The sequence below is a fragment of the Novipirellula galeiformis genome, from assembly GCF_007860095.1.
GTDB classification, from domain to species: domain Bacteria; phylum Planctomycetota; class Planctomycetia; order Pirellulales; family Pirellulaceae; genus Novipirellula; species Novipirellula galeiformis.
In genome coordinates, this window is the sequence record NZ_SJPT01000001.1 from 357,748 (window position 1) to 376,477 (window position 18,730).

An 18,730-nucleotide genomic window follows, 5' to 3' on the forward strand; every position below is an offset into this window, starting at 1 on the left:
GCTCGCGGCTCGGTCGTGATGCCCCTGCGTCGGACGTCCTGTTTCAACCGCCCCTGTATCCGCCGGCCCCTGTATCGGATGGCCCCTGTATCGGCCGGGATCACGCTCCCTTTCGGGGGCTGCTCCGATTTGCACTGATCGGCGGGGGGAGGAGGGCAAACTTGGTTTGGCTGCGAGTTTTACGTCGGATTTGCACGGCACCCCCCTTTGTGGGTGATGTGCGTTTTGACGAAAGAGTCCATTTTGTCCGCATAACTTGCCCAGACGGCGTTTCGGGGGCAAAACGAGTTCGATAACATACGGATTGTCGGGCGGCTGAAATTGAGGCTGCTCACGCCAATCGTTCCCCGAGAGTTCTCAGAGACCGGATCCTGAATGTACCGCCTAACCTGTGTTTCCACCTCGCGTTTCCAGACCTTGCTGTTCCTATTGGCCCTTGCGTTTGGATTGGGTGGCACGACGCTTCGTGCTCAAGATGCAAATGAAAATCCCGTCGCGGGGGCTCAGGGCGGTGCGGCGGGTGGCTACGTGCCTGCAATTCAACTGCTGCCGGATACTTTGGCAGGTTTATTGCGGATTCCCAACGTCCCGGATTTCTGTCAGGCGTGGCAAAAAACTCACCTGGGGAACTTGGTCAATGATCCTGCGATGCAGCCGTTTGTGGACGCCCAGCGTGAGCGAGCGGAAAACTACCTCGATTCGATCGACAATCGGGTCGGTTTGAAGCCTCAGGATCTTTATGAAATTGCTTCGGGCGAAGCCGTTGCGGCGTGGTTGCCGTTTCCCAAGGACAAGCGTCGTCCCTTTTCGATGTGTGTGATCGCGGATACTCGCGGACTACGCGGGAAAGCCGATGAGGTGCTTGCTCAAATCGACACGGATTTGAAGACCGGGGGAGCGACGCGAAACGATGTCGACTATCGCGGTCAAGTCGTTCGCGTTTATACCACCAAGCCTAAGCCGGGGCAGCTAAAGATCGAGCAGATTGCGATCACGCTCGACGACAGTCGCATCATCGCGTCGGATCGAGACTCGGTCGTCACTGGGGTGCTCGATGCGATTGCCGGTGAGATGAAGGGAGCATCGATTAGCGAATTGCCTGAGTTTCGGGATGTGCTGACTCGCTCGAGCCGAGCGATGCTCGAACCGTTCACCGCTGGGAACAGCACGGTCGCAGGCGAGTGGTTTGCTCGACCGATTCAGATGGGGCGGATTTTACGTGAAAGCTTCCAGGTCGATCGCGGAAACCAAGTCGACATCTTGAAGTTGATTGAAAATCAAGGGTTTGATGCACTCAAGGCGGCAGGCGGAATCCTGGCCATCGCCGGGGATCGCTACGATGTTCTGCATCGCGGATTTGTGCTCGCACCGCCCACCACGACGCTGCCAAGTAAGTATGAAAAAGCGGCCCGCATGTTGTCGTTCTTCAATGCCAATTTGGGGGAAATCCCATCGTGGGTGGGGCAAGACGCGGCGACCGTTAGCCGGATCCGCCTGAACATCGAAGACTCGTTCTGGGCTTCCGAATCGATGGTCAACGAAGCCTTTGGCGACGAGATTTTCGCTCCGATGATCGAAGGGATTCGCGACGATACCGATGGACCGCAAATCGATTTGAAAAAGAATGTGTTGCCGGGGTTGGGAGACGAAGTCATTTTGCTAACCGACAATACAGTACCTGCGGACGTGCATTCCGAACGCATGTTGGTGGCCGTTCGTTTGCGAAACGCCAAAGCCATTCAGGTCGCCGTTCGCAAGGCAATGGAAGTGGAGCCAGATGCGAGCAAGATTGATGTTGTTCCCGGGGTTGAAGTATGGCGCGTCCAGCGTGGCAGTGAATCCGATGCCAGTTTCGAAGCCGATATTTTTGGTGACCTCGGGTTCGATGAAGAGACGGTCGAGCAAGCTCCGCCGCTGTTAGACCATTGGGCGATTGCGGTCGTAGAGGATGGCAAGGTTCCCGGGGATTCGTATTTGATGTTCTCCAGCCACCCTGAATTATTGATCGAAACGGTCAAACGCATTCGCAAGGGAGAGAGCGGAGGCTTTGCCAAGCTAGACGAGGTCAAACGAGTGGTCGACGCGCTGAAGGATCTCGGGGCTCAAGAGGTTTCGCTTAGTCGTATCGCCCGCACCAAACTTTCGCTTCGCGCGAAGTATGAATTGCTGCGTGAAGGGAAGCTGAAGGACAGCGATTCGGTGTTGGCCAGTGTGATTCGCCGGGTCTTTAAGGATGAAGAGGAGGGGGAGGCCGATCCGCTGGACGCCGCAAAACTTCCTCCTTTGTCCGCGATCGAGAAGCATCTGCCGGAGGGTGGCAACTTTATCGTCACCGAAAAGGATGGTTGGTCGCTCAGCGGTTTCTACTTGAAGTAACCCACGGAAGTTTATCTCCAAGCAGGGCTGCGATTCTACGTCGGCGTTTTCCGCACGGGCCCAGCGGAAGACCCGAGCAGAAGGCCCAGCGGAAGACCCTGCGAGGGCATGCTGGAGAGCCCAGCCCAAAAATGGTGAACGACCACGAAACGGCGAACGTGCTGTCGCGTGTCGTTACCTTGCCCCCCCTCAAAAGCGAGACGGGTTGCTCGTCGCCAGTGGCGAATCAATCGCTAGGCCCAGAGGCGAGTCAGTCGCTAGGAATCGAACCCGATTGGGTGCGGGGAAGCTCTAACGGTTCCACCGCTCCCCGGTTTCCAGACTCGTTTTGGGAAAGGGGAGGGGAGCGAGATGGCGATCGGTGGTTACTCAGCGAGCGCTTTCTTGACCGCTTCGATGACGACGGGCAAGACGCGACCGCGGACATCGTCTAGGGTTCCTTCGAGGAAACCGCCAGCAGCAGCTTTGTGGCCGCCACCGCCAAATTTTCGAGCCACTTCGTTGCAGTCCATGCCACATCGGCTGCGGAAGCTGAGCTTAAATCCGCCGCGGATTTGGCCGACAAAGATAACCGCCGCCTTGGTGCCTTGAACGGCAAGGGTCAAGTTGATTGCATCTTCGGTGTCGTTGGGTTCGGCACCGACTTTGGCAAAATCTTCTTTCTCGACATGCGTGTGCATCAGCGCGCCGTCGAGCTCCGATTGGGTTCTCGAGAGGATCAGGCCGCGGAGTCGCAATCGGCCCAGCGTATCGCGTTCGTACAGGTCGCTATAGACTTCGCTGGGGACCACTCCCGCATCGATCAAGCGGGCAACCACACGGTAGGTTTCCGGAGTCACGCTGCCGAACCGGAACCAGCCGGTGTCGGTTGCGATTGCGGCAAACAAGGGGACCGACATGCTACGCGTCAATGGCACGCCCAACGCATCGGCGGCTTGCACCACCAGATGGCCAGCCGCTTCGGCTTGGTAGTCTTTGTACATCGTCGCGCCGAGTTCGTCTTCACCGACATGGTGGTCGAGCACGATTTTGTCGGCGCGTGAACTGCGGATGACGTCGCCCATGTCCCCGAGTTGCGCCCAGGCGCTGGTGTCGAGAATCATGATGCAATCGGCCGAAATGTCTTCGGCTTCGACATCGTCGCCGAGCACCTCAATGTTGCTCGCTGGGTCTAGGAATTGCAACGCAGCCGGGGTTCGGTGGGCGTTGATGATGCGAACTTTTTTGCCAATCGTACGCAGCACTTCGGCCATTCCCAGCTCGCTGCCCAATGCGTCGCAATCGGGACGAATGTGGCTGACGAGCACAAATGATTCGTAGTGGCTGATCTGATCAACAAAGGCTTTCCACTGCACACCCATCAGGCTTTACTTTCGATTAGTTGAAGTTCGTTTTGTTTTCAATTTTGGCAAGAAACGATCGAACGGATTCGATGTCCAATTGCAGTTGAGCGACCAGCGCTTGAGGTGACTCGAAGCGGGCAATGTCGCGCACGCGGGTCACAAAGTCAACCAGCAAGGTTTGCTGGTAAAGATCCCCAGTGTAGTCCAACACGTGGACTTCGACCTTGTGCTGGGGCTGATTATTAAACGTGGGGTTGGGGCCGATATGGATCGCGGCGGGATAACGCGTCTGTTCGATGATCGCGTACCCCCCGTAGACCCCCGGTGCGGGGACGAGGACGTCGATTTCGCTTAGATTGGCCGTCGGGAAACCGATACTCGCTCCCCGTCCATCGCCGCGAACCACGCGGCCGCGGATCTGGTGCGGATGCCCCAGCATGTGGACCGCTGTATCGATCTTGCCGCATTCGATTTGTTGGCGAATCCGCGTGCTGCTAATCAACGCTTCGTTATCGATGCTCGAGGGGGCGACCCTCAATTCGATGCGACTTTCGTCACACAGCGATTGCAGCGTTTGGATCGTTCCTTCGCGGCCACGGCCGAAAAAAAAGTTTGGGCCTTCGACTACGCCTTGGGCACGCAGCGTGGTACGGACCAGGGATTCAAAGAACTCATGTGCCGAAAGGTTCAAGAACGCTTGGCTGGTAGGCACCACGACAAGAAAGTCGGTGTCGATTTGCGAGAGCAATTCGCCGCGACGTTCGATCCAGGACAATTTCGCCGGGACACGGTCCGGTCTCAGGATCGCTGCGGGGTGAGGATCGAGTACGACCGCGACGACGGGCCCCGCCAAGCGGTCGGCCATCTCGCGTGCCTGGCGAATCAAGGCTGCGTGCCCACGGTGGACCCCGTCAAAATTCCCAATGCTGATAACGCCACCGCGAGCCGCATCGGTCACTTCGGCAAGCGGGAGGATTTTCGTCACGTGTTCGTAGGGTGGTGAAGGGAATGAGGGCAGGGCAGGGGGGGCCACGATGTCGGCATTATGCCTCACATCGACTCAGAATCGAAGGCCGCTATGACTTGGGGCAATTCCGCCAACAACTCCCACGCCGTCATGCCCGCTTGCCCGTGCCGCGCGGCGGCTTTGTCCCCGGCCGCTCCGTGAATCCAAACGCCCAATCGCGCCGCATCCCAAGCCGAGAGCCCTTGTCCCAATAGCGACGTGATCACTCCGGTCAACACATCGCCCGATCCAGCCGTCGCCATCCCCGGGTTCCCTGTCGAATTAGTCCAACGTCTCGTCGCATCGACCACCACGCTGGGGCCCCCTTTGACCACAATCGTGACGTGATGGTGGGCGGCTAAGTTTTGGGCCGCTTCGATTTGCAGATCGCGATTCTTCGCGTCGACGTGGGTCAATCGACTCAATTCGCCGGGGTGGGGGGTTAGGACAAGGTGGTGGTGGTTGAGTGGTGGTTGTTGCCCCCAATTTATCTTGGCCAAACAATTGAGCGAGTCCGCATCAAAAACGCGAGCGAGTTTTGTCGCTTGCAAAACATGTTGGACGATTCGCATGGAGCCCTCACCCGTCGTCATCCCGGGACCGCAGCCCCACGCATCGAAGCGATCCAGCGAAGGAGCAAGGGTCGTGATCGCATCCACGCTAAAGCGACCTTGGGCGTCATCGGCGACGGGAATCGTCATTAGGCAGGGATGAAAGGAGGCGACCGTTTCGAGACATCGATCCGGGATGGCTGCGGAAACCAAGCCCGACCCGGTGTGCAGTGCCGCGATCGAAGCGAGGGCGATCGAACCGGCCATCCCACGCGAGCCGCCACACAGCATCACGCGGCCAAAGTTGCCTTTGTGTGAGTCGTGTTCGCGTTGGGGAAACGCTGCCGGAGGTAGACTGCTCATGGCGTTGGATCTTTCACCGAGGAATCGTTCGTCTGGTTTTGGGTGGCGTTTTCCAATTGGCGGATGATCGTTCCGGCCAGATAGCCCCCCTTGAATCCAGCGTCGATGTTGACCACCGCAACATTCGCCGCACAACTGCTGAGCATGCCGAGTAGCGGGGTCAGCCCGCCCAACGTCGCTCCGTAACCGACGCTGGTGGGGACCGCGAAGATCGGAGCCGATAAATGGCCTGCGACCACGGGGGGCAGGGCGCCTTCCATGCCAGCGATCACGACCACGGCGGACGCCTTGCGGAGTTCCGGCAGTGCGTGGATCAGCCGTTGAGGACCGGCCACTCCGATGTCGGTGAAGCGGCGTACCGCGACGCCCATCCACGTCAGCGTCTGGATGGCTTCGGCGGCCACCGCGGCATCGGTGCTGCCGGCCGTGACCACCGCGGCATGAAAGCGATGCGCGTCGGGATCGATCGGAGCAGGGCAGGGGGCTTGCCCATCGAGATGGGTTCGAAAGGTGCGGCCCAGCGGGCAGTGGTGGCTGTTGGGAAACCGCGTTTTTAATTTTTCCGCCGTCTGGGGGCAAATACGGGTGACTAAGGAGGTTTGGGCGTCCGCGATTTGCGAGTCGATGATGCGAGCGATCAAGTCAAATTCCTTGCCTTCGCCGTAGATCACTTCGCCGAAACCGCACCGCGTTTGCCGCCCGAGATCGACCGTTGCACCTTCGATGACCCGCATTTGATCGGCTTCGGATCCGACCGACGGCGGTGCAATGGAATCAAGATGGGCAATTTGAAGTGCGGTGGTCGCCTCGGCAACCGAGGTGGTTCCCGCCGCGACGCTGGCGATTAAGTCAGCAATTTGCGGTGAAAGTGTGAGCCGTCTCGCCTGGCCAAGGGGCAGGGTAGGGGAGGCTGGGGGCGGAACCTTCAAAGGGTCATTTGGCATGGGCGGTTGCAGTCCAGGGGAATCAAACTTCAAATTGGGGTTCGTTGATGAACATCATTTCTAGGTTCTTGCATTCTCGGTGGATAACATCCTAATGAAAAGCTGCGTACTTGCTTACTCTGGTGGATTAGATACTTCAGTCATTCTCGGTTGGCTTCAGGACCAAGGCTATGAGGTGCATGCGGTTTATGTGGACCTTGGGCAGCCGGGGGAAGATCGCGAAGCGACGATGCAAAAGGCCCGCGATTGTGGCGCCAAGTCCGCTCGCGTCGTGGATGTTCGCGAAGAGCTGTGTCGCGATTTCGCCTTCCCCGTGCTCGGTTGGCAGGCCAAATACGAGCAGGTTTATCTGCTGGGCACCTCGATCGCTCGCCCTTTGATCAGCAAGGTTTGCATCGAAGTGGCCCATGAGGTCGGTGCGACCGCCTACGCTCACGGTGCGACGGGCAAAGGAAATGACCAGTGCCGCTTCCAACTCGCCGCCGATGCCATTGATCCCAGCATCAAGATGATCGCGCCTTGGCGAATCAAAGAATTCCGAGACGCGTTCCCAGGGCGGACGGAATTGATCGCCTATTGCAACGAAAAGAATATTCCGGTCAAAGCTTCGACCGCAAAACCGTACAGCAGCGATGAAAACGTGCTGCACATCAGCTACGAAGCGGGCAAACTCGAAGCCTTGGACGTCAACGGTGTCGAGATCGTCGAGTTCGGAATGGGGGTCAGCCCTCAAGAGGCTCCCGACAAGGCCGAGTCGGTGACGATCGGATTCGAAGCCGGAGTGCCAACGACGTTGAACGGAAAATCGGTCAACGCCCTGGAAATGGTCGAAAGCTTGAACGAGATCGCCGGACGCAACGGCGTCGGCCGCATCGACATGGTCGAAAACCGTTTCGTCGGCATGAAGAGCCGCGGTGTCTACGAGTCTCCTGGGATGACCGTGCTGTACGATGCCCACATGTACATCGAGCAACTGGCGATGGATCGTGATTTGATGCATTTGCGAGATCGCATGGCTCCCGAAGTTGCCGAAATGGTTTATTACGGTTTCTGGTACACGCCGAAGATGGATGCATTGATGGCGTTCATGCGTGAATCGCAAAAGACCGTGACCGGCGAAGTGACGTTGCAGCTTTACAAGGGCAACATCATGGTTGCCTCACGCACGAGTCCGTTTAGCTTGTACGACGAAGACATCGCGACCATGGAAGGTGGCGGATCGTACAACCAGGACGACGCCGAAGGCTTCTTGCGAATCCAAGGTTTGCCAAGCCGCGTGCAAGCTTCGGTAACCCCACGCAAGTTCTAATCGCGTGTTGCCAAGCTCTTGCTTGGTGTGACGCACAAGCCCTGAGGTCCACGCAGTCCTCGGGGCGGCCCTGTCCCTCAGGGCGGTCCCTCAGGGCTCCACCGCGCGTCCGAGTTCATCCTTGTCGATGGCTCGGCAGGCGGGAGCCCACAATGTGCATTCAGTCAATGCGAATTCAGACAATGTGCATCGGGAGCCTGGGGATCCGTCGCAACAGGGACGTGGTACGCTCTTAGTCCAACGTGTCATCCGCGAGTGGTTCGCCACCGCGAGGCGTGACAAGGGCGCGCAGCGTCGAAGCTGGCGTGTTCTCGTCTAAAAAGTGCCCTCGTTCGTCGATCGTGACGATGGCAGATCCCCCATCCAACCGGCCGCCGATATTCGTTTGGAGTCCACCGATCCCTTGGATCGTCGCTAAGTTTAAATCGACCGGCTCGGTCCAAACGCCGCTAATCATGCTCGGGTTCGCTTCGACCACAAGAATGGTTTTGAGCGGGTCGTCCACCACGTCATTGGGGCCCAGCGGTCCTGAGCTTGGAAACAATGTCTGGTCTCCTGTGATGATGTAATACGCGCTCTCGCTGGTTCCAGCACTGCTTGGATTGTCCGGATGTCGATAGACCCCGGGCATCTTGCTGTAGGCGAGGGGCAGATTGTTCGCGGCGTCCCAGGCAGCGCTTCGATCGATCGACTCGTACAGCTCGTCTTCGCCTAAGTAGGGCAGGATCAGCACACGCCATGATTGCAGCGGAGTGCCCGCGGCGTCGGTCGTGAACGGGGGAGGGTAGGTTCCGTGATCGGCGGCGTAGGCATTCAAGGCCGAGGCGATCTGCTCCAAATTGCGAATCGACAAGCTGCGTTGGCGGTTGGATTGGAAGGTGCCCATGGTTTGTTGTCCTTGGCGAATGGCAGCGTACGCCAAGGTCAATAACAGGATCAACACGACGGTGGCTGCGACGGCCGATGTGACCGGTTTCCAACGGCGATCCGTCCCCGCTTTCACCGGGGAATTTGTAAAGTGAGGCAATTTGATCTCGCCGCCACAGGTGACACACGCTCCCTTTTGGCCGCTGTACCGTTCATCCACTTGGGTCTTGGTTTGGCAGTGAGGGCAGGTGAAAAGATAAGGCATGGGACAACGATTCGCAGGCGTTTGTGGGACCAAGTGCTGAGGTTATTCTATGCAGAAACCTGACCAAACAACACAGAGACGTTTCAAAAGGAAAACGGATGCGAATTGTGATTCAACGAGTCTCTTCTGCGAAAGTAGAAGTGCAGGGCAGGGTGGTGGGCGCTATCGAGCGTGGGGTGCTGGCTTTGGTCGGCGTCGGTCACGGTGACACGGTAGCCGAAGCCAAATGGTTGGCTGAGAAAACAGCCCAGCTGCGGATCTTTCCCGACGACGAGGGAAAGATGAATCGCTCTGTGTTGGATATCGAGGGGGCGGTGTTGGCGGTCAGCCAATTCACGCTGTTGGGCGATTGTCGCAAAGGACGACGGCCCGCCTTCACCGCCGCTGCGGATCCCGGCATCGCAAACGAAATTTATGAGTCCTACTGCAACTTGCTGCGGGACGTGGGGGTGCCCGTCGAACAAGGGATTTTTGCCGCCGACATGCAAGTCAGCTTGGTCAACGATGGTCCGGTGACGCTGATACTTGATCGAACGAATTCGTAAATCAAGTCGCCACGAGGATGATTATCTCCACGGTAGCCATTTGTCCCATGGCATCGACTCCGGAGCCGGCTTGGCGATATAGCTGTCGTCGAGTCGTGATCGTTGCCGGATGCGGTCGACTACGTCATGATCGCCCCAAGCGAGATAGATCAACAGGAACAATTTTGCATACACGCTGACATTGGCAATCTGGCTCTGGCCAACAAATTTCAACGCGGTGCCGAAGGATTTTTTTAGTCGAAACCGCCCTCCGCTAAAGTCGATACTCCAAATCTCGTCAAGCATCAAGTGAACGAGAAACCCGACGACGACCGCGATGCTTTTGTACACACGGATCGATTCACTCGGGCATGGCATCACTAGGTACGCGATCAATCCGGCGCTCGCTGCGGCAGGAATGCTATGCCACATGCCGCGATGGACGGTGTAGCGTTTGAAAAATTCGACGGCAATAAATCGGATCGCGATGTAGATCAACATCGCCGCCAGCGCCATCGCTTCGTGCGACAGTTCTAGATCACGAAACCGATCGATCATCAACATCGGCACGACGGCCGCAGCGAACATGCTGGTCTCGCGAAGCGGGATGCCCGAGTCGCTGTCCAGGTCAGGCAACATCCCGCTGACCGAACAAAGTCCGCCCGCCAAAATGCCGCTCTCAATCGACATCGATTGACACGTCACGCCCCAGTAACCGTAGGCGATGCCCACGATCGTGCTGCCGGTGATGTGCGTTTTAAAATCGGCCACGACGGAAAGGGCAGGGGAGTGGTGGAAAAATGAAGGGAGCTACTGGGAATCAATTTCGTCAAGCTTTGCAAGCAACAGATCCAATTGGTAGCAATTCAATTGTGGGTGATGCATTGCGAAGGCTCGCGACGAATACAGATTCCCCTAGCTTCTTACATAGGATTTTTTCCAGGGGGCTGCCAAGCCCGAATCAATTGATCTTCGCTTGGCGAGGTCGCTTGTCTACAATCCGCGCCAACGTGGAAGCTCGGACGGATTGCATACCCGCCGCAATGAGCCGATTGCTATCACACAGGATTCTGCGAATGGACTAGGCGGCATCGTTTGCGGTCGGGTTCGAAAAAAAAGCGGTCGCAACCGCCCTCCCCGCCTCTTGTTCGCATGCCCTTTACTCGCATGCCCTTTACTCGCATGGAAGCGTTCTGGTGGAAATATACGACATCATGATGTTGGTTGTGTTGATCGGCGCGTTGGTGTTTGGCGCGATCAAAGGTTTCGCCTGGCAACTCGCCTCGATCGCCTCGATCGTGGTCAGCTACATGGTGGCCTACCACTATCGTGAACCGTTCAGCCAATCGATCCATGCCGAGCCGCCATGGAACCGGTTTTTGGCGATGTTGATTTTGTACGTCGGCACCTCGCTGGTCGTTTGGGTCGCATTCCGAATGGTTAGCGGCACCATCGATCGCTTCAAACTCCGCGAATTCGATCGTCAAATCGGAGCGATGTTCGGGCTGGCGAAAGGCGCGCTTTATTGCATCCTGATCACGCTGTTTGCCGTCACGCTTTTTGGTGAAAACGTTCGCGAGAAAATCGTCGGCAGCAAGAGCGGCAACTACATCGCCAGCGTGCTGGCGCGCAGCGAGTCGGTGATTCCGCCTGAGATCCAAGAGGTCGTCCAACCGTACCTGGACCGCTTCGAAAAACGCTTCAATTCGGACGACGCCCAAGAGATGCCCGCAGGCTTTTTGGAAGGCGTCCGGGAGAGCATGACGAGGGATGCGGCGAACGGCGTCTTGCCCGAATCGCTCTGGGATGACGGTTCAGGAGCCCCGGCCGGACGCGCGCCGTTGCCGGTCGATCCACGAGGCTGGAATTCGGGCCAATCGGTACCTCAGCAAGCCCAGCAACCATGGAATGGATTCCAGCGTTAGAGCCATCGAGAGTTGGGCTTCGAGTCAGTCCATTTCGTCGTGGGATTTCCTCGTTCATTTCCACCATCGATTGGTAGCGAAACTCGCCAAGCGCTTCGGCCGGATCGACGCGTTGACGCCAGCCGCGAAGGCCATCCCACAGAAAGCGTTTTGTTGAGCAGGGGATGCCGACGACAGACTGGATGCCTATCGCACGAATTGCCTGAAACACGGGGGAATCTGCACCCTTAATGCAACATAAGGGGCATTATCGGACGTTGCGGGGCGGTTGAAATAGGCCGTGAAAACCGGCCTTTCTCGCGTTCCACGGCTGTCATGTGGACGTTCATATGCGTTTCGCGGCGATCGCCAACTGTGGCGTCATCGCCATCGTTTGCATCGCCGTTGAAGCGAACCCGTGTGCGGTTCCCTGTTGATCGCTTAAGTCGTTTGGGGCTCTTCGAGGAAGACGCCGATGCGGCGGAATTTTTCGTAACGCTCGTTGACCAACTCGTCGGTCGTCTTGGTTTCCAAATCCGAGAGCGTTCGTGACAAGTAGCTCTTCAGCCGCGATGCCATTTGATGGTGATCGCGGTGGGCACCGCCAAGGGGTTCTTCGAGCACGTCGTCGACAACACCGAGTCGCTTCAAGTTGTCGCTGGTGAAACGCAGCGCCTCGGCCGCCTTGGGCGCGTGTTTGTGACTCTTCCACAAGATGCCCGCACAACCCTCGGGACTGATCACGCTGTAGTACGAATGTTGCAGAATCGCGATACGGTCACCCAGACCGATGCCCAGGGCGCCGCCCGATCCACCTTCGCCAATCACGACGCAGATCACCGGCGTTTTCAAGCGGCTCATCATGAACATGCTTTCGGCGATCACTTGCGCCTGGCCGCGTTCCTCGGCACCGATACCGGGATAGGCTCCGGGGGTGTCGATAAAGCAGATCACGGGCAAGTGATATTTTTCGGCCAACTGCATTTTGCGCATCGCTTTGCGGTAGCCTTCGGGGTGGGCGCAACCGAAGTGCGAAGCCGCTCGCTCTTTGAAGGTGCGTCCTTTTTGGTGTCCCAAAACGAGCACTTTGAAGCGATCGAGTTTCGCAAAACCCGACACCAGGGCGCGGTCATCGCCGAAATGTTTGTCCCCGTGCAATTCGACAAATTCATCGAAGGCAAGATTCAAATAGTCGCGTGTGTACGGTCGGTTTTTGTGACGCGCCACTTGCACGGTTTGCCACGAGTTGAGTGACCCGTAAACATCACGCAGTTGGTCGACGAGCTGTCGACGAAAATCACGGATCTCTTTCTCCATCTCTTCGCTGCGATCCGTCTGGCGTTCAAGCGATGCGATTTTGCTTTCGAGGTCAGCGATTTCGTATTCGAATTCTAATCCAGGTCCTGCGTTCATTCTTTTCTCACGATAGTGGCTAATGCGTTGTGCCGCGTTTGGGGTTGTCCGGTCAGCCCTGGCGGTACGGTCATTCGAAGGGGCCGAGTGGGACAACGAGCGCGGAAAACATCGCGTTTTGCACGGAGGGTTGGGTGAAAATGCGATGTGATTTGTTTGTCAAGACAAGTGGAGGCGACGGAGGTTCCGTAACCCCTGGTTAAGCTTCTTCTTCTTCGCCGTTGGACGATGATTTTCGAAGCATGTCATCGGCGCCGCGGATCCCCGGTAGGCTGTCGAACACACTGACTTCGGGTTTGCGAGGCCGCTTGTTCCAAAGCTCCATCGCACGGAATTGTTTTAGGAATTCCCACATCGAAGGTGGTCGATTGTCAGGCTTTTTCGCCATCATTTGTTTGATCAAGTCCGCGAAGTCTTTGCTGACGTTGTTGTTGTAAGCGATTGGACTTGGGATCGATGCGCTGAGATGTTTGTTGAGCAAATCATTCGGCGTGTCACCCGTGTAGGGAGGCTTGCCGGTGACGAGTTCAAACAACACGCATCCAAAGCTGTAGATGTCCGATCGCTCGTCGCAAACTTTACAGCGAATTTGCTCAGGCGACATGTAGCTTCGTGTGCCTTTGGCAAACTTCGAACTGTGGAACAGTTTGCTAAAGCCCGTCTTCTTTTTCTCAGCGATGGTAAAGTCGATCAGCTTCGTTTCACCATCCCGGCTGACGAGATAATTATCCGGCTTGATATCCAAGTGGATCCAATTCTTGGTGTGCATGTAGTACAAGCCCTCGGCGGCTTGACCGACGATCTTGTCTAACATGTAAGAGAGTGACTCAGGCCCTTGCCGGAGTGCCTGTTTCATATTCAATTCGCTGAACAACTGCAGCACCAAAAACGGAACTCCCGACTCGGTGCGAAAGTCGAACACTTTGATAATGCGGGGGCTGTTTAGGTCCGAGGCAACGGTGAACTCGTGTTTCAGCGACGCGATCTCAGCCTTGTCCTCTCGCGCCGATGGCTTGAGCAGTTTTAGCGCATACCGCTGTTGGTCGTTTTCATCAATGGCTTCCCAGACGTCACAGGTACTTCCGGAGCGAATCAAGCGGGCCAATCGATAGGGGCCCAGAAAATCACGGGTCTTGGTCATCAGCTCAAATCAGGGGCAATGCGTAATTTGGTCGGCGTATAGCGGTTGTCCTATGATAGTTCAATCGGTCCCTAGCCCGATAGGTCGGGCTGGAATGCGGTTCGGGTGGGGCGACGGCGTAACGAGGGGGTTGGCTGGCTCGGTTGCCCACCGCTCGGACACCCCATTTCTCGCCTGAGTTATCGCTCTTTCGGCAAGCCATGCCACGAAAAATAGCGGGCGGATCACGCGGGGGTGCCCTTGAGCACCCGCTCGTAAAGCTCGCGGATCCGACGCGTCATCGTTTGGTGTCGGAACTGGTCCGTAAATCGCCTCTGCCCTGCCCTCCCCATCTGCAGTCGCATGTCTCGATCGGTGCTCAATTTCGTGATCGATTGAGCGAGTTGATCGATGTCGCCTGGGGGGATCAGGAATCCGGTCTCCCCCGATATCGCCACTTCGCGAGCCCCGTCGACGTCGTAGCTGATGACCGGACGCCCGGCGATCAACGCCTGCGGCAACGCTCGAGCAAGTCCTTCGCGATACGAGGTGTGAACCAAGGCATCCATCGCCCCGATCAGCGACGGTACCTCGTCGGGGGGAACGAGTCCTGAAAAAACAAAGTGCTCGCTCAGCCCAAGCGATTCGATGCGGCGATTCAGGGGCTCTCGCAAAACGCCATCACCGACCAATAAAAATCGGACCTGGGGAACCTGCTTGACGACTTGGGCCGCCGCGGAGATCAGATCGTCGTGGCCTTTCAAATGAAACAATCGGGCAATCTTTCCGATTACGATTGCATCGTCGGACAAACCGAATCGCTTGCGGACGCGGTCGCGATGTTCGCTCGCATGCAGAAACGGCTCGACATTCATCCCGCTGTAGATCGTGGTAAACATTTCACGCGGAGCGACCTTGGCATCGACCATCAAATCGGTCATGGCGTCGGCGACACATACCATGTGGTGGCATCGCTTGGCCGCCCATCGTTCGCACGTTCGGTACAGCGTCCGAGTCAGCGTCGGCTGATATTGATGAAACGGAGCACCATGCACGCTGTGGATAATCGCGGGAACATGCTCGCTCCACGCGACCGCTCGCCCCAAAATTCCTCCCTTAGCGCTATGCGTATGGACAACGTCGGGTTTGAATTTTCGGATCGCGTCGCGAAGCTCGGCACGTCCCTTGATATCGTGGACCGGATGGATCGAACGACGCAGGTGGTCAAGCTTGCAAATTGGCAACTCCCCTGCCCTACCCTGGCTCAACAAGTCTCCCTCGGGACCAACTTCTTTTCCGGTGATCAACAGCACGTCGTCACCAAAATCGTGCATCAGGTCCAGGCAATTCAGGAGCGTGTTCTCTTGAGCACCACCAATAATCATTCGAGTAATGACATGAGCAACACGCACGAATTATTTCCTAACCAGCGAGACGTTCGAGGGATGGTTTACTTGAGGTGCTTTTTGAGGAACCCGATCAATATGGGTTACTACCGTAGCCATCCAATCGCTTTGGTTCCAGTGACCCTGTTTTGCGCTGTCGTGAATACGATGTTCGTAGGTCGAGCGTGGCTTTTTATCGTTTCACTTGCCGGTTCGTTGCGGGTGGCGTTGTCGAGACGCCCCGTGATGAGCAACGTGGTCGGCATCGAGTAGTCGACCGCTTGATCAGTATCGTTGCGATCAATCGACAACTCCCCTGCCCTGCCCCGCACCAATCATGTGCTTGGTTTGACGTCCTGTAACTGCGTTTCAAGCAGTCGCATGCTACGCGACAGCAGCACGCGGATAGCAACGTCGGTTTTGCCAAGCTTGGCCGCAATTTCTTTGGTTGGTAATCCTTCGACGTAACGCATCCGGATCGACTGTTTTTGCTCGTCCGAAAGTTCCTCGATCGCCTCCTGCATGCGAACCATGCGAATGTCGCGGCTCAGTGCGGCGCTGGGCGATGTCATGCTGGCGACCAACATTTGTTCCAACCCGAAAGCCGCCGTGCCGGCTGGGTTTGCCGCATGAATCGACCGTTGGCGGCCTGCGTCACGACGTTTCGCACCAAAGTGAAAGCGATGCGCGTCGACGACTCGTCGGCGAGCGATTTGTTGCAGCCATTGCATCGGCTCGTACTGGTCGAATGGTGCCGAATCGAGGCTCGATAACGCCGCAGTGGAAACTTCTTGAATTAAATCATCCAGTTCGACTACGGCCAACAAATGTTCTCCGGTGATCGATTTTAGAAAGCCAGCCAATTGGCCGCGGTGGAGGTCGATGTAACTCGCCAGCGCCTCGGCATCGTGCTTTTTGATCCGTAACACGAGTTCGGGTTGATCGAATTTATCCATGTTCAGACCTGTCGGTGAGGTAGCTTGATTCCCCCAATCAACATACAGTAACGGCGTCGTTTTACGAAACCGTTGAGGGGCGTCGAACTCAATTTCGTGGAGAAAGTTTTGCTAGAGATTCTGCAATGAAAACTCAGATCGACTCCCACGATTGCCGTGATGACGATATCGACGCCGTTATCGAAGCATGTCTTGAAAAGCTCGTTCAACGCGCGTCGGTTCAGCAGCCTGCGGAATTGCGGAACTTGTTGCCCAACGTTGATTCTGACCTGCGTCACTTCGTGTTGGTCGAATTGATCAAATTGGACATGGCAATGGCGGCCGACGCAGGGACACTGCATTGCATTGAACACTATGTTGATGCGATGCCCGACCTGCTTTCGATGGAAACGGTTCCACTGGATCTACTGATGGAAGAAATCCAGCTGCGAAAGGATTTCGGCGAAACTCCGTCGCATGACGAGTACCTGCTGAGGTTTCCTCAGTATGAAGCATTGCTGGATCAAATGTTGACTCGGATCGAGGCAACGCGTTCGGTCGCCAAGTGCGGTCTTCCTCCCGAGATTTCGGTCGGCAGGCAAGTTGATGACTTTTTGGTTCTCGCCAAGCTCGGTCAAGGCGCGATCGCCCACGTTTATCTGGCTCGCCAAATTTCGATGCACCGCTTGGTCGCACTCAAGGTTTCGCATGGCAGCGGTGATGAGTCACAGGCCCTCGCTCAATTTGACCATCCCAATATCGTTCGTGTTTTTGACCAACGGACAGTTGCCGAACAAGCATTGCATTTGTTGTACATGCAATATCATCCGGGCGGCACGTTGGCCGATGTCGTGCAAATGGTTCGGCAATGTGACAGTTCGGATCGATGCAGTCGGTTGCTTCTCGATTCAGTCGACCAGAACTTGCTGCGTGCGGCGCAAGTGGTTCCCGATCGTTCGGCCGTGCGACAGTGGATCGAAACGGCTCCCTGGTCGACCGTGGTTGCATGGATGGGAGTGCAATTGGCTAAGGCGCTTGACGAAGCCCATGCTTGCGGTGTGTTGCATCGCGATGTGAAGCCAGCGAACGTGTTGTTATCAGCCGAGTGTATTCCACAGCTCGCCGATTTTAACGTCAGCTTCGCGGGGGCCGCGGGGCGTGCCGGTGCGGCGGCCTCGTTCGGTGGCTCGATCGCCTACATGGCTCCCGAGCATCTGCGCGCGATTAGTTCAAAGCTGCTCGATGAACCTGAAAAAGTTCAAGAGCCTGCCGATCTGTATTCGCTCGCCGTCACGCTGTGGGAACTGTGGCAAGGCGAACGCCCGTTTGCGTGCGACGCCATTGCGGGGTCTTGGAGCGACGCGGTGTCCATTCAGTTAGCCGCTCGGGCACAACCACTCAAAGAACCGCAGCGATCGGAAACCGCATCCGAACGCGTTCTCGAAAAGGTGCTTCGCAAGGCGTTGTCGTTGGATCCCGAGGATCGTTTCGTCGACGGTGCCGAGATGGCCGGTCGGTTGCGTTTGTCGCTTCATCCCGAAACCGCGACGCTGTTTGATCCTCCCGAAAAATCAGTGGCGATGACCCTTTCGAAATGGTCGCCTTGGATCGTCACCTGTGTCATTTTGTTGTTGCCAAATATGATTGGCGGCTGTTTGAATTTTCAATACAACTATCATCATGTGATGACGACGCCCGAGACAAAAGAAGGATTGGGAGTCGTTTCATGGATTGTCAATTTGACGTTCTTTCCCTTTGCCGCAGGGGTTGCGATTTGGTATGCGCGGCGGATTGTTCGCGCCGTCGATTCGGTCCGGCGTGGGGCTCGTGTCGATCCATCGGATCTCAGTGAGACGCTCGAACTCGGGCACCGCGCGGCATTGATCGGAGGCACATTGTGGTTGATTGCCGGCGTGTTGTTTCCGCTCGTTTTGTCAGGCATCTTTCCCGACTTTAGTATGACGCAAGCGGTTCATCTTTTTATGTCGTCACTGATCTGTGGCGGCGTGGCGATGATCTATCCGTACTTTGGCATGGCGCTGATGGCCACGCTTGTGTTCTATCCCCGCTGTTTGAGCGGGACGATGCAGGATCCGCAATTCGATCAGCGAGCGGACCAGATCCTACACCGTAGCGAGTGGTATTTGTTGATCGCCGCCATCATTCCGCTGCTCGGTGCCGCGCTCTTGATCTCGACCGAAGGAGCGTCGCAATTGTTCGCGTTGGCCGCGCTGGCCGCAGGCATTGTTGGGCTGCTTGCTTCATTCTTCGCTTATCGGTTTATCGTCAACACGTGGAAGCAAATGGATGCCGTGTTGTCAAAGCGAACATCGATGGTTCCCGGTGAGCTGACCGCGGCTTCGTGATCTCTCCCATGTTCTAAAACGGCGTGCGGGACGATTGTGTCCTCATTCCCCCAAGGACT

The 18,730-nt window shown here is 56.7% G+C and carries 15 protein-coding genes; 5 read left to right on the forward strand and 10 right to left on the reverse strand.

What is annotated here, in order from left to right; translation table 11 throughout:
* Positions 1-375 precede the first annotated feature (375 nt).
* Positions 376-2,376: a membrane or secreted protein gene (locus Pla52o_RS01210; RefSeq protein ID WP_146592764.1), complete on the forward strand. Its 2,001-nt coding sequence runs from the start codon at positions 376-378 to the stop codon at positions 2,374-2,376.
* Positions 2,377-2,741: 365 nt separating this feature from the next.
* Here the strand turns inward: Pla52o_RS01210 and Pla52o_RS01215 are convergent, their stop codons facing one another.
* The 4 genes from Pla52o_RS01215 to larB all read right to left on the reverse strand — a co-directional run bounded on the left by Pla52o_RS01215 (position 2,742) and on the right by larB (position 6,583).
* A complete protein-coding gene (locus tag Pla52o_RS01215) occupies positions 2,742-3,737 on the reverse strand; it encodes a DHH family phosphoesterase (RefSeq protein WP_146592765.1) in 996 nt (331 codons plus the stop codon).
* 16 nt (positions 3,738-3,753) lie between these two features.
* Entirely contained in the window at positions 3,754-4,704 is a 951-nt protein-coding gene (gene ribF / locus Pla52o_RS01220) for a riboflavin biosynthesis protein RibF (RefSeq protein WP_146592766.1), read from the reverse strand.
* A gap of 65 nt (positions 4,705-4,769) precedes the next feature.
* Entirely contained in the window at positions 4,770-5,639 is an 870-nt protein-coding gene (locus tag Pla52o_RS01225) for an NAD(P)H-hydrate dehydratase (RefSeq protein ID WP_146592767.1), read from the reverse strand.
* The gene (gene larB / locus Pla52o_RS01230; RefSeq protein ID WP_146592768.1) at positions 5,636-6,583 is read right to left on the reverse strand and encodes a nickel pincer cofactor biosynthesis protein LarB; all 948 of its coding nucleotides are present in this window, start codon (positions 6,581-6,583) and stop codon (positions 5,636-5,638) included. Before larB ends, Pla52o_RS01225 begins: the two co-directional genes overlap by 4 nt.
* Positions 6,584-6,677: 94 nt before the next feature.
* Here larB and Pla52o_RS01235 point away from each other — a divergent pair, with 94 nt between their 5' ends.
* Positions 6,678-7,892 (forward strand): argininosuccinate synthase, encoded by a 1,215-nt coding sequence (locus Pla52o_RS01235; protein ID WP_146592769.1) that lies wholly within the window; start codon positions 6,678-6,680, stop codon positions 7,890-7,892.
* Positions 7,893-8,124: 232 nt separating this feature from the next.
* On the opposite strand, the gene Pla52o_RS01240 is transcribed toward Pla52o_RS01235, so the two are convergent.
* Positions 8,125-9,024 carry a DUF1559 family PulG-like putative transporter gene (locus tag Pla52o_RS01240; RefSeq protein WP_146592770.1) on the reverse strand — a complete coding sequence of 300 codons (900 nt, stop codon included), beginning with the start codon at positions 9,022-9,024 and terminating at the stop codon, positions 8,125-8,127.
* 98 nt (positions 9,025-9,122) lie between these two features.
* Here Pla52o_RS01240 and dtd point away from each other — a divergent pair, with 98 nt between their 5' ends.
* On the forward strand, positions 9,123-9,569 hold the full coding sequence (gene dtd / locus Pla52o_RS01245; RefSeq protein WP_146592771.1) for a D-aminoacyl-tRNA deacylase: 447 nt from the start codon (positions 9,123-9,125) through the stop codon (positions 9,567-9,569).
* A 21-nt stretch (positions 9,570-9,590) separates the two neighbouring features.
* On the opposite strand, the gene Pla52o_RS01250 is transcribed toward dtd, so the two are convergent.
* A complete protein-coding gene (locus Pla52o_RS01250) occupies positions 9,591-10,319 on the reverse strand; it encodes a metal-dependent hydrolase (RefSeq protein ID WP_146592772.1) in 729 nt (242 codons plus the stop codon).
* Between the two features lie 425 nt (positions 10,320-10,744).
* On the opposite strand from Pla52o_RS01250, the gene Pla52o_RS01255 reads away from it, so the two are divergent.
* Complete coding sequence (locus Pla52o_RS01255) at positions 10,745-11,473, forward strand: CvpA family protein (RefSeq protein WP_146592773.1); 729 nt, start codon at positions 10,745-10,747, stop codon at positions 11,471-11,473.
* 420 nt (positions 11,474-11,893) lie between these two features.
* On the opposite strand, the gene Pla52o_RS01260 is transcribed toward Pla52o_RS01255, so the two are convergent.
* The 4 genes from Pla52o_RS01260 to Pla52o_RS01275 form a co-directional block, all read right to left on the reverse strand.
* Positions 11,894-12,865, reverse strand: a complete 972-nt coding sequence (locus tag Pla52o_RS01260) for an acetyl-CoA carboxylase carboxyltransferase subunit alpha (RefSeq protein ID WP_146592774.1) — start codon at positions 12,863-12,865, stop codon at positions 11,894-11,896.
* Between the two features lie 199 nt (positions 12,866-13,064).
* Positions 13,065-14,006 (reverse strand): serine/threonine-protein kinase, encoded by a 942-nt coding sequence (locus Pla52o_RS01265; RefSeq protein ID WP_146592775.1) that lies wholly within the window; start codon positions 14,004-14,006, stop codon positions 13,065-13,067.
* Positions 14,007-14,230: 224 nt separating this feature from the next.
* A complete protein-coding gene (locus Pla52o_RS01270) occupies positions 14,231-15,397 on the reverse strand; it encodes a glycosyltransferase family 4 protein (protein WP_146592776.1) in 1,167 nt (388 codons plus the stop codon).
* A 308-nt stretch (positions 15,398-15,705) separates the two neighbouring features.
* Positions 15,706-16,326 (reverse strand): RNA polymerase sigma factor, encoded by a 621-nt coding sequence (locus Pla52o_RS01275; protein WP_146592777.1) that lies wholly within the window; start codon positions 16,324-16,326, stop codon positions 15,706-15,708.
* A gap of 125 nt (positions 16,327-16,451) precedes the next feature.
* Here Pla52o_RS01275 and Pla52o_RS01280 point away from each other — a divergent pair, with 125 nt between their 5' ends.
* Positions 16,452-18,671, forward strand: coding sequence for a serine/threonine protein kinase (locus Pla52o_RS01280; protein ID WP_146592778.1), 2,220 nt, complete (start codon positions 16,452-16,454; stop codon positions 18,669-18,671).
* Positions 18,672-18,730 lie beyond the last annotated feature (59 nt).

Excerpts from the sequence above, each read along its gene's own strand:
- Pla52o_RS01210 (WP_146592764.1), top strand. The coding sequence starts at position 376 with ATGTACCGCCTAACCTGTGTTTCCACCTCGCGTTTCCAGACCTTGCTG.
- Pla52o_RS01215 (WP_146592765.1), bottom strand. The coding sequence starts at position 3,737 with ATGGGTGTGCAGTGGAAAGCCTTTGTTGATCAGATCAGCCACTACGAA.
- Pla52o_RS01225 (WP_146592767.1), bottom strand. The coding sequence starts at position 5,639 with ATGAGCAGTCTACCTCCGGCAGCGTTTCCCCAACGCGAACACGACTCA.
- larB (WP_146592768.1), bottom strand. The coding sequence starts at position 6,583 with ATGCCAAATGACCCTTTGAAGGTTCCGCCCCCAGCCTCCCCTACCCTG.
- Pla52o_RS01235 (WP_146592769.1), top strand. The coding sequence starts at position 6,678 with ATGAAAAGCTGCGTACTTGCTTACTCTGGTGGATTAGATACTTCAGTC.
- Pla52o_RS01240 (WP_146592770.1), bottom strand. The coding sequence starts at position 9,024 with ATGCCTTATCTTTTCACCTGCCCTCACTGCCAAACCAAGACCCAAGTG.
- dtd (WP_146592771.1), top strand. The coding sequence starts at position 9,123 with ATGCGAATTGTGATTCAACGAGTCTCTTCTGCGAAAGTAGAAGTGCAG.
- Pla52o_RS01260 (WP_146592774.1), bottom strand. The coding sequence starts at position 12,865 with ATGAACGCAGGACCTGGATTAGAATTCGAATACGAAATCGCTGACCTC.
- Pla52o_RS01265 (WP_146592775.1), bottom strand. The coding sequence starts at position 14,006 with ATGACCAAGACCCGTGATTTTCTGGGCCCCTATCGATTGGCCCGCTTG.
- Pla52o_RS01275 (WP_146592777.1), bottom strand. The coding sequence starts at position 16,326 with ATGGATAAATTCGATCAACCCGAACTCGTGTTACGGATCAAAAAGCAC.
- Pla52o_RS01280 (WP_146592778.1), top strand. The coding sequence starts at position 16,452 with ATGAAAACTCAGATCGACTCCCACGATTGCCGTGATGACGATATCGAC.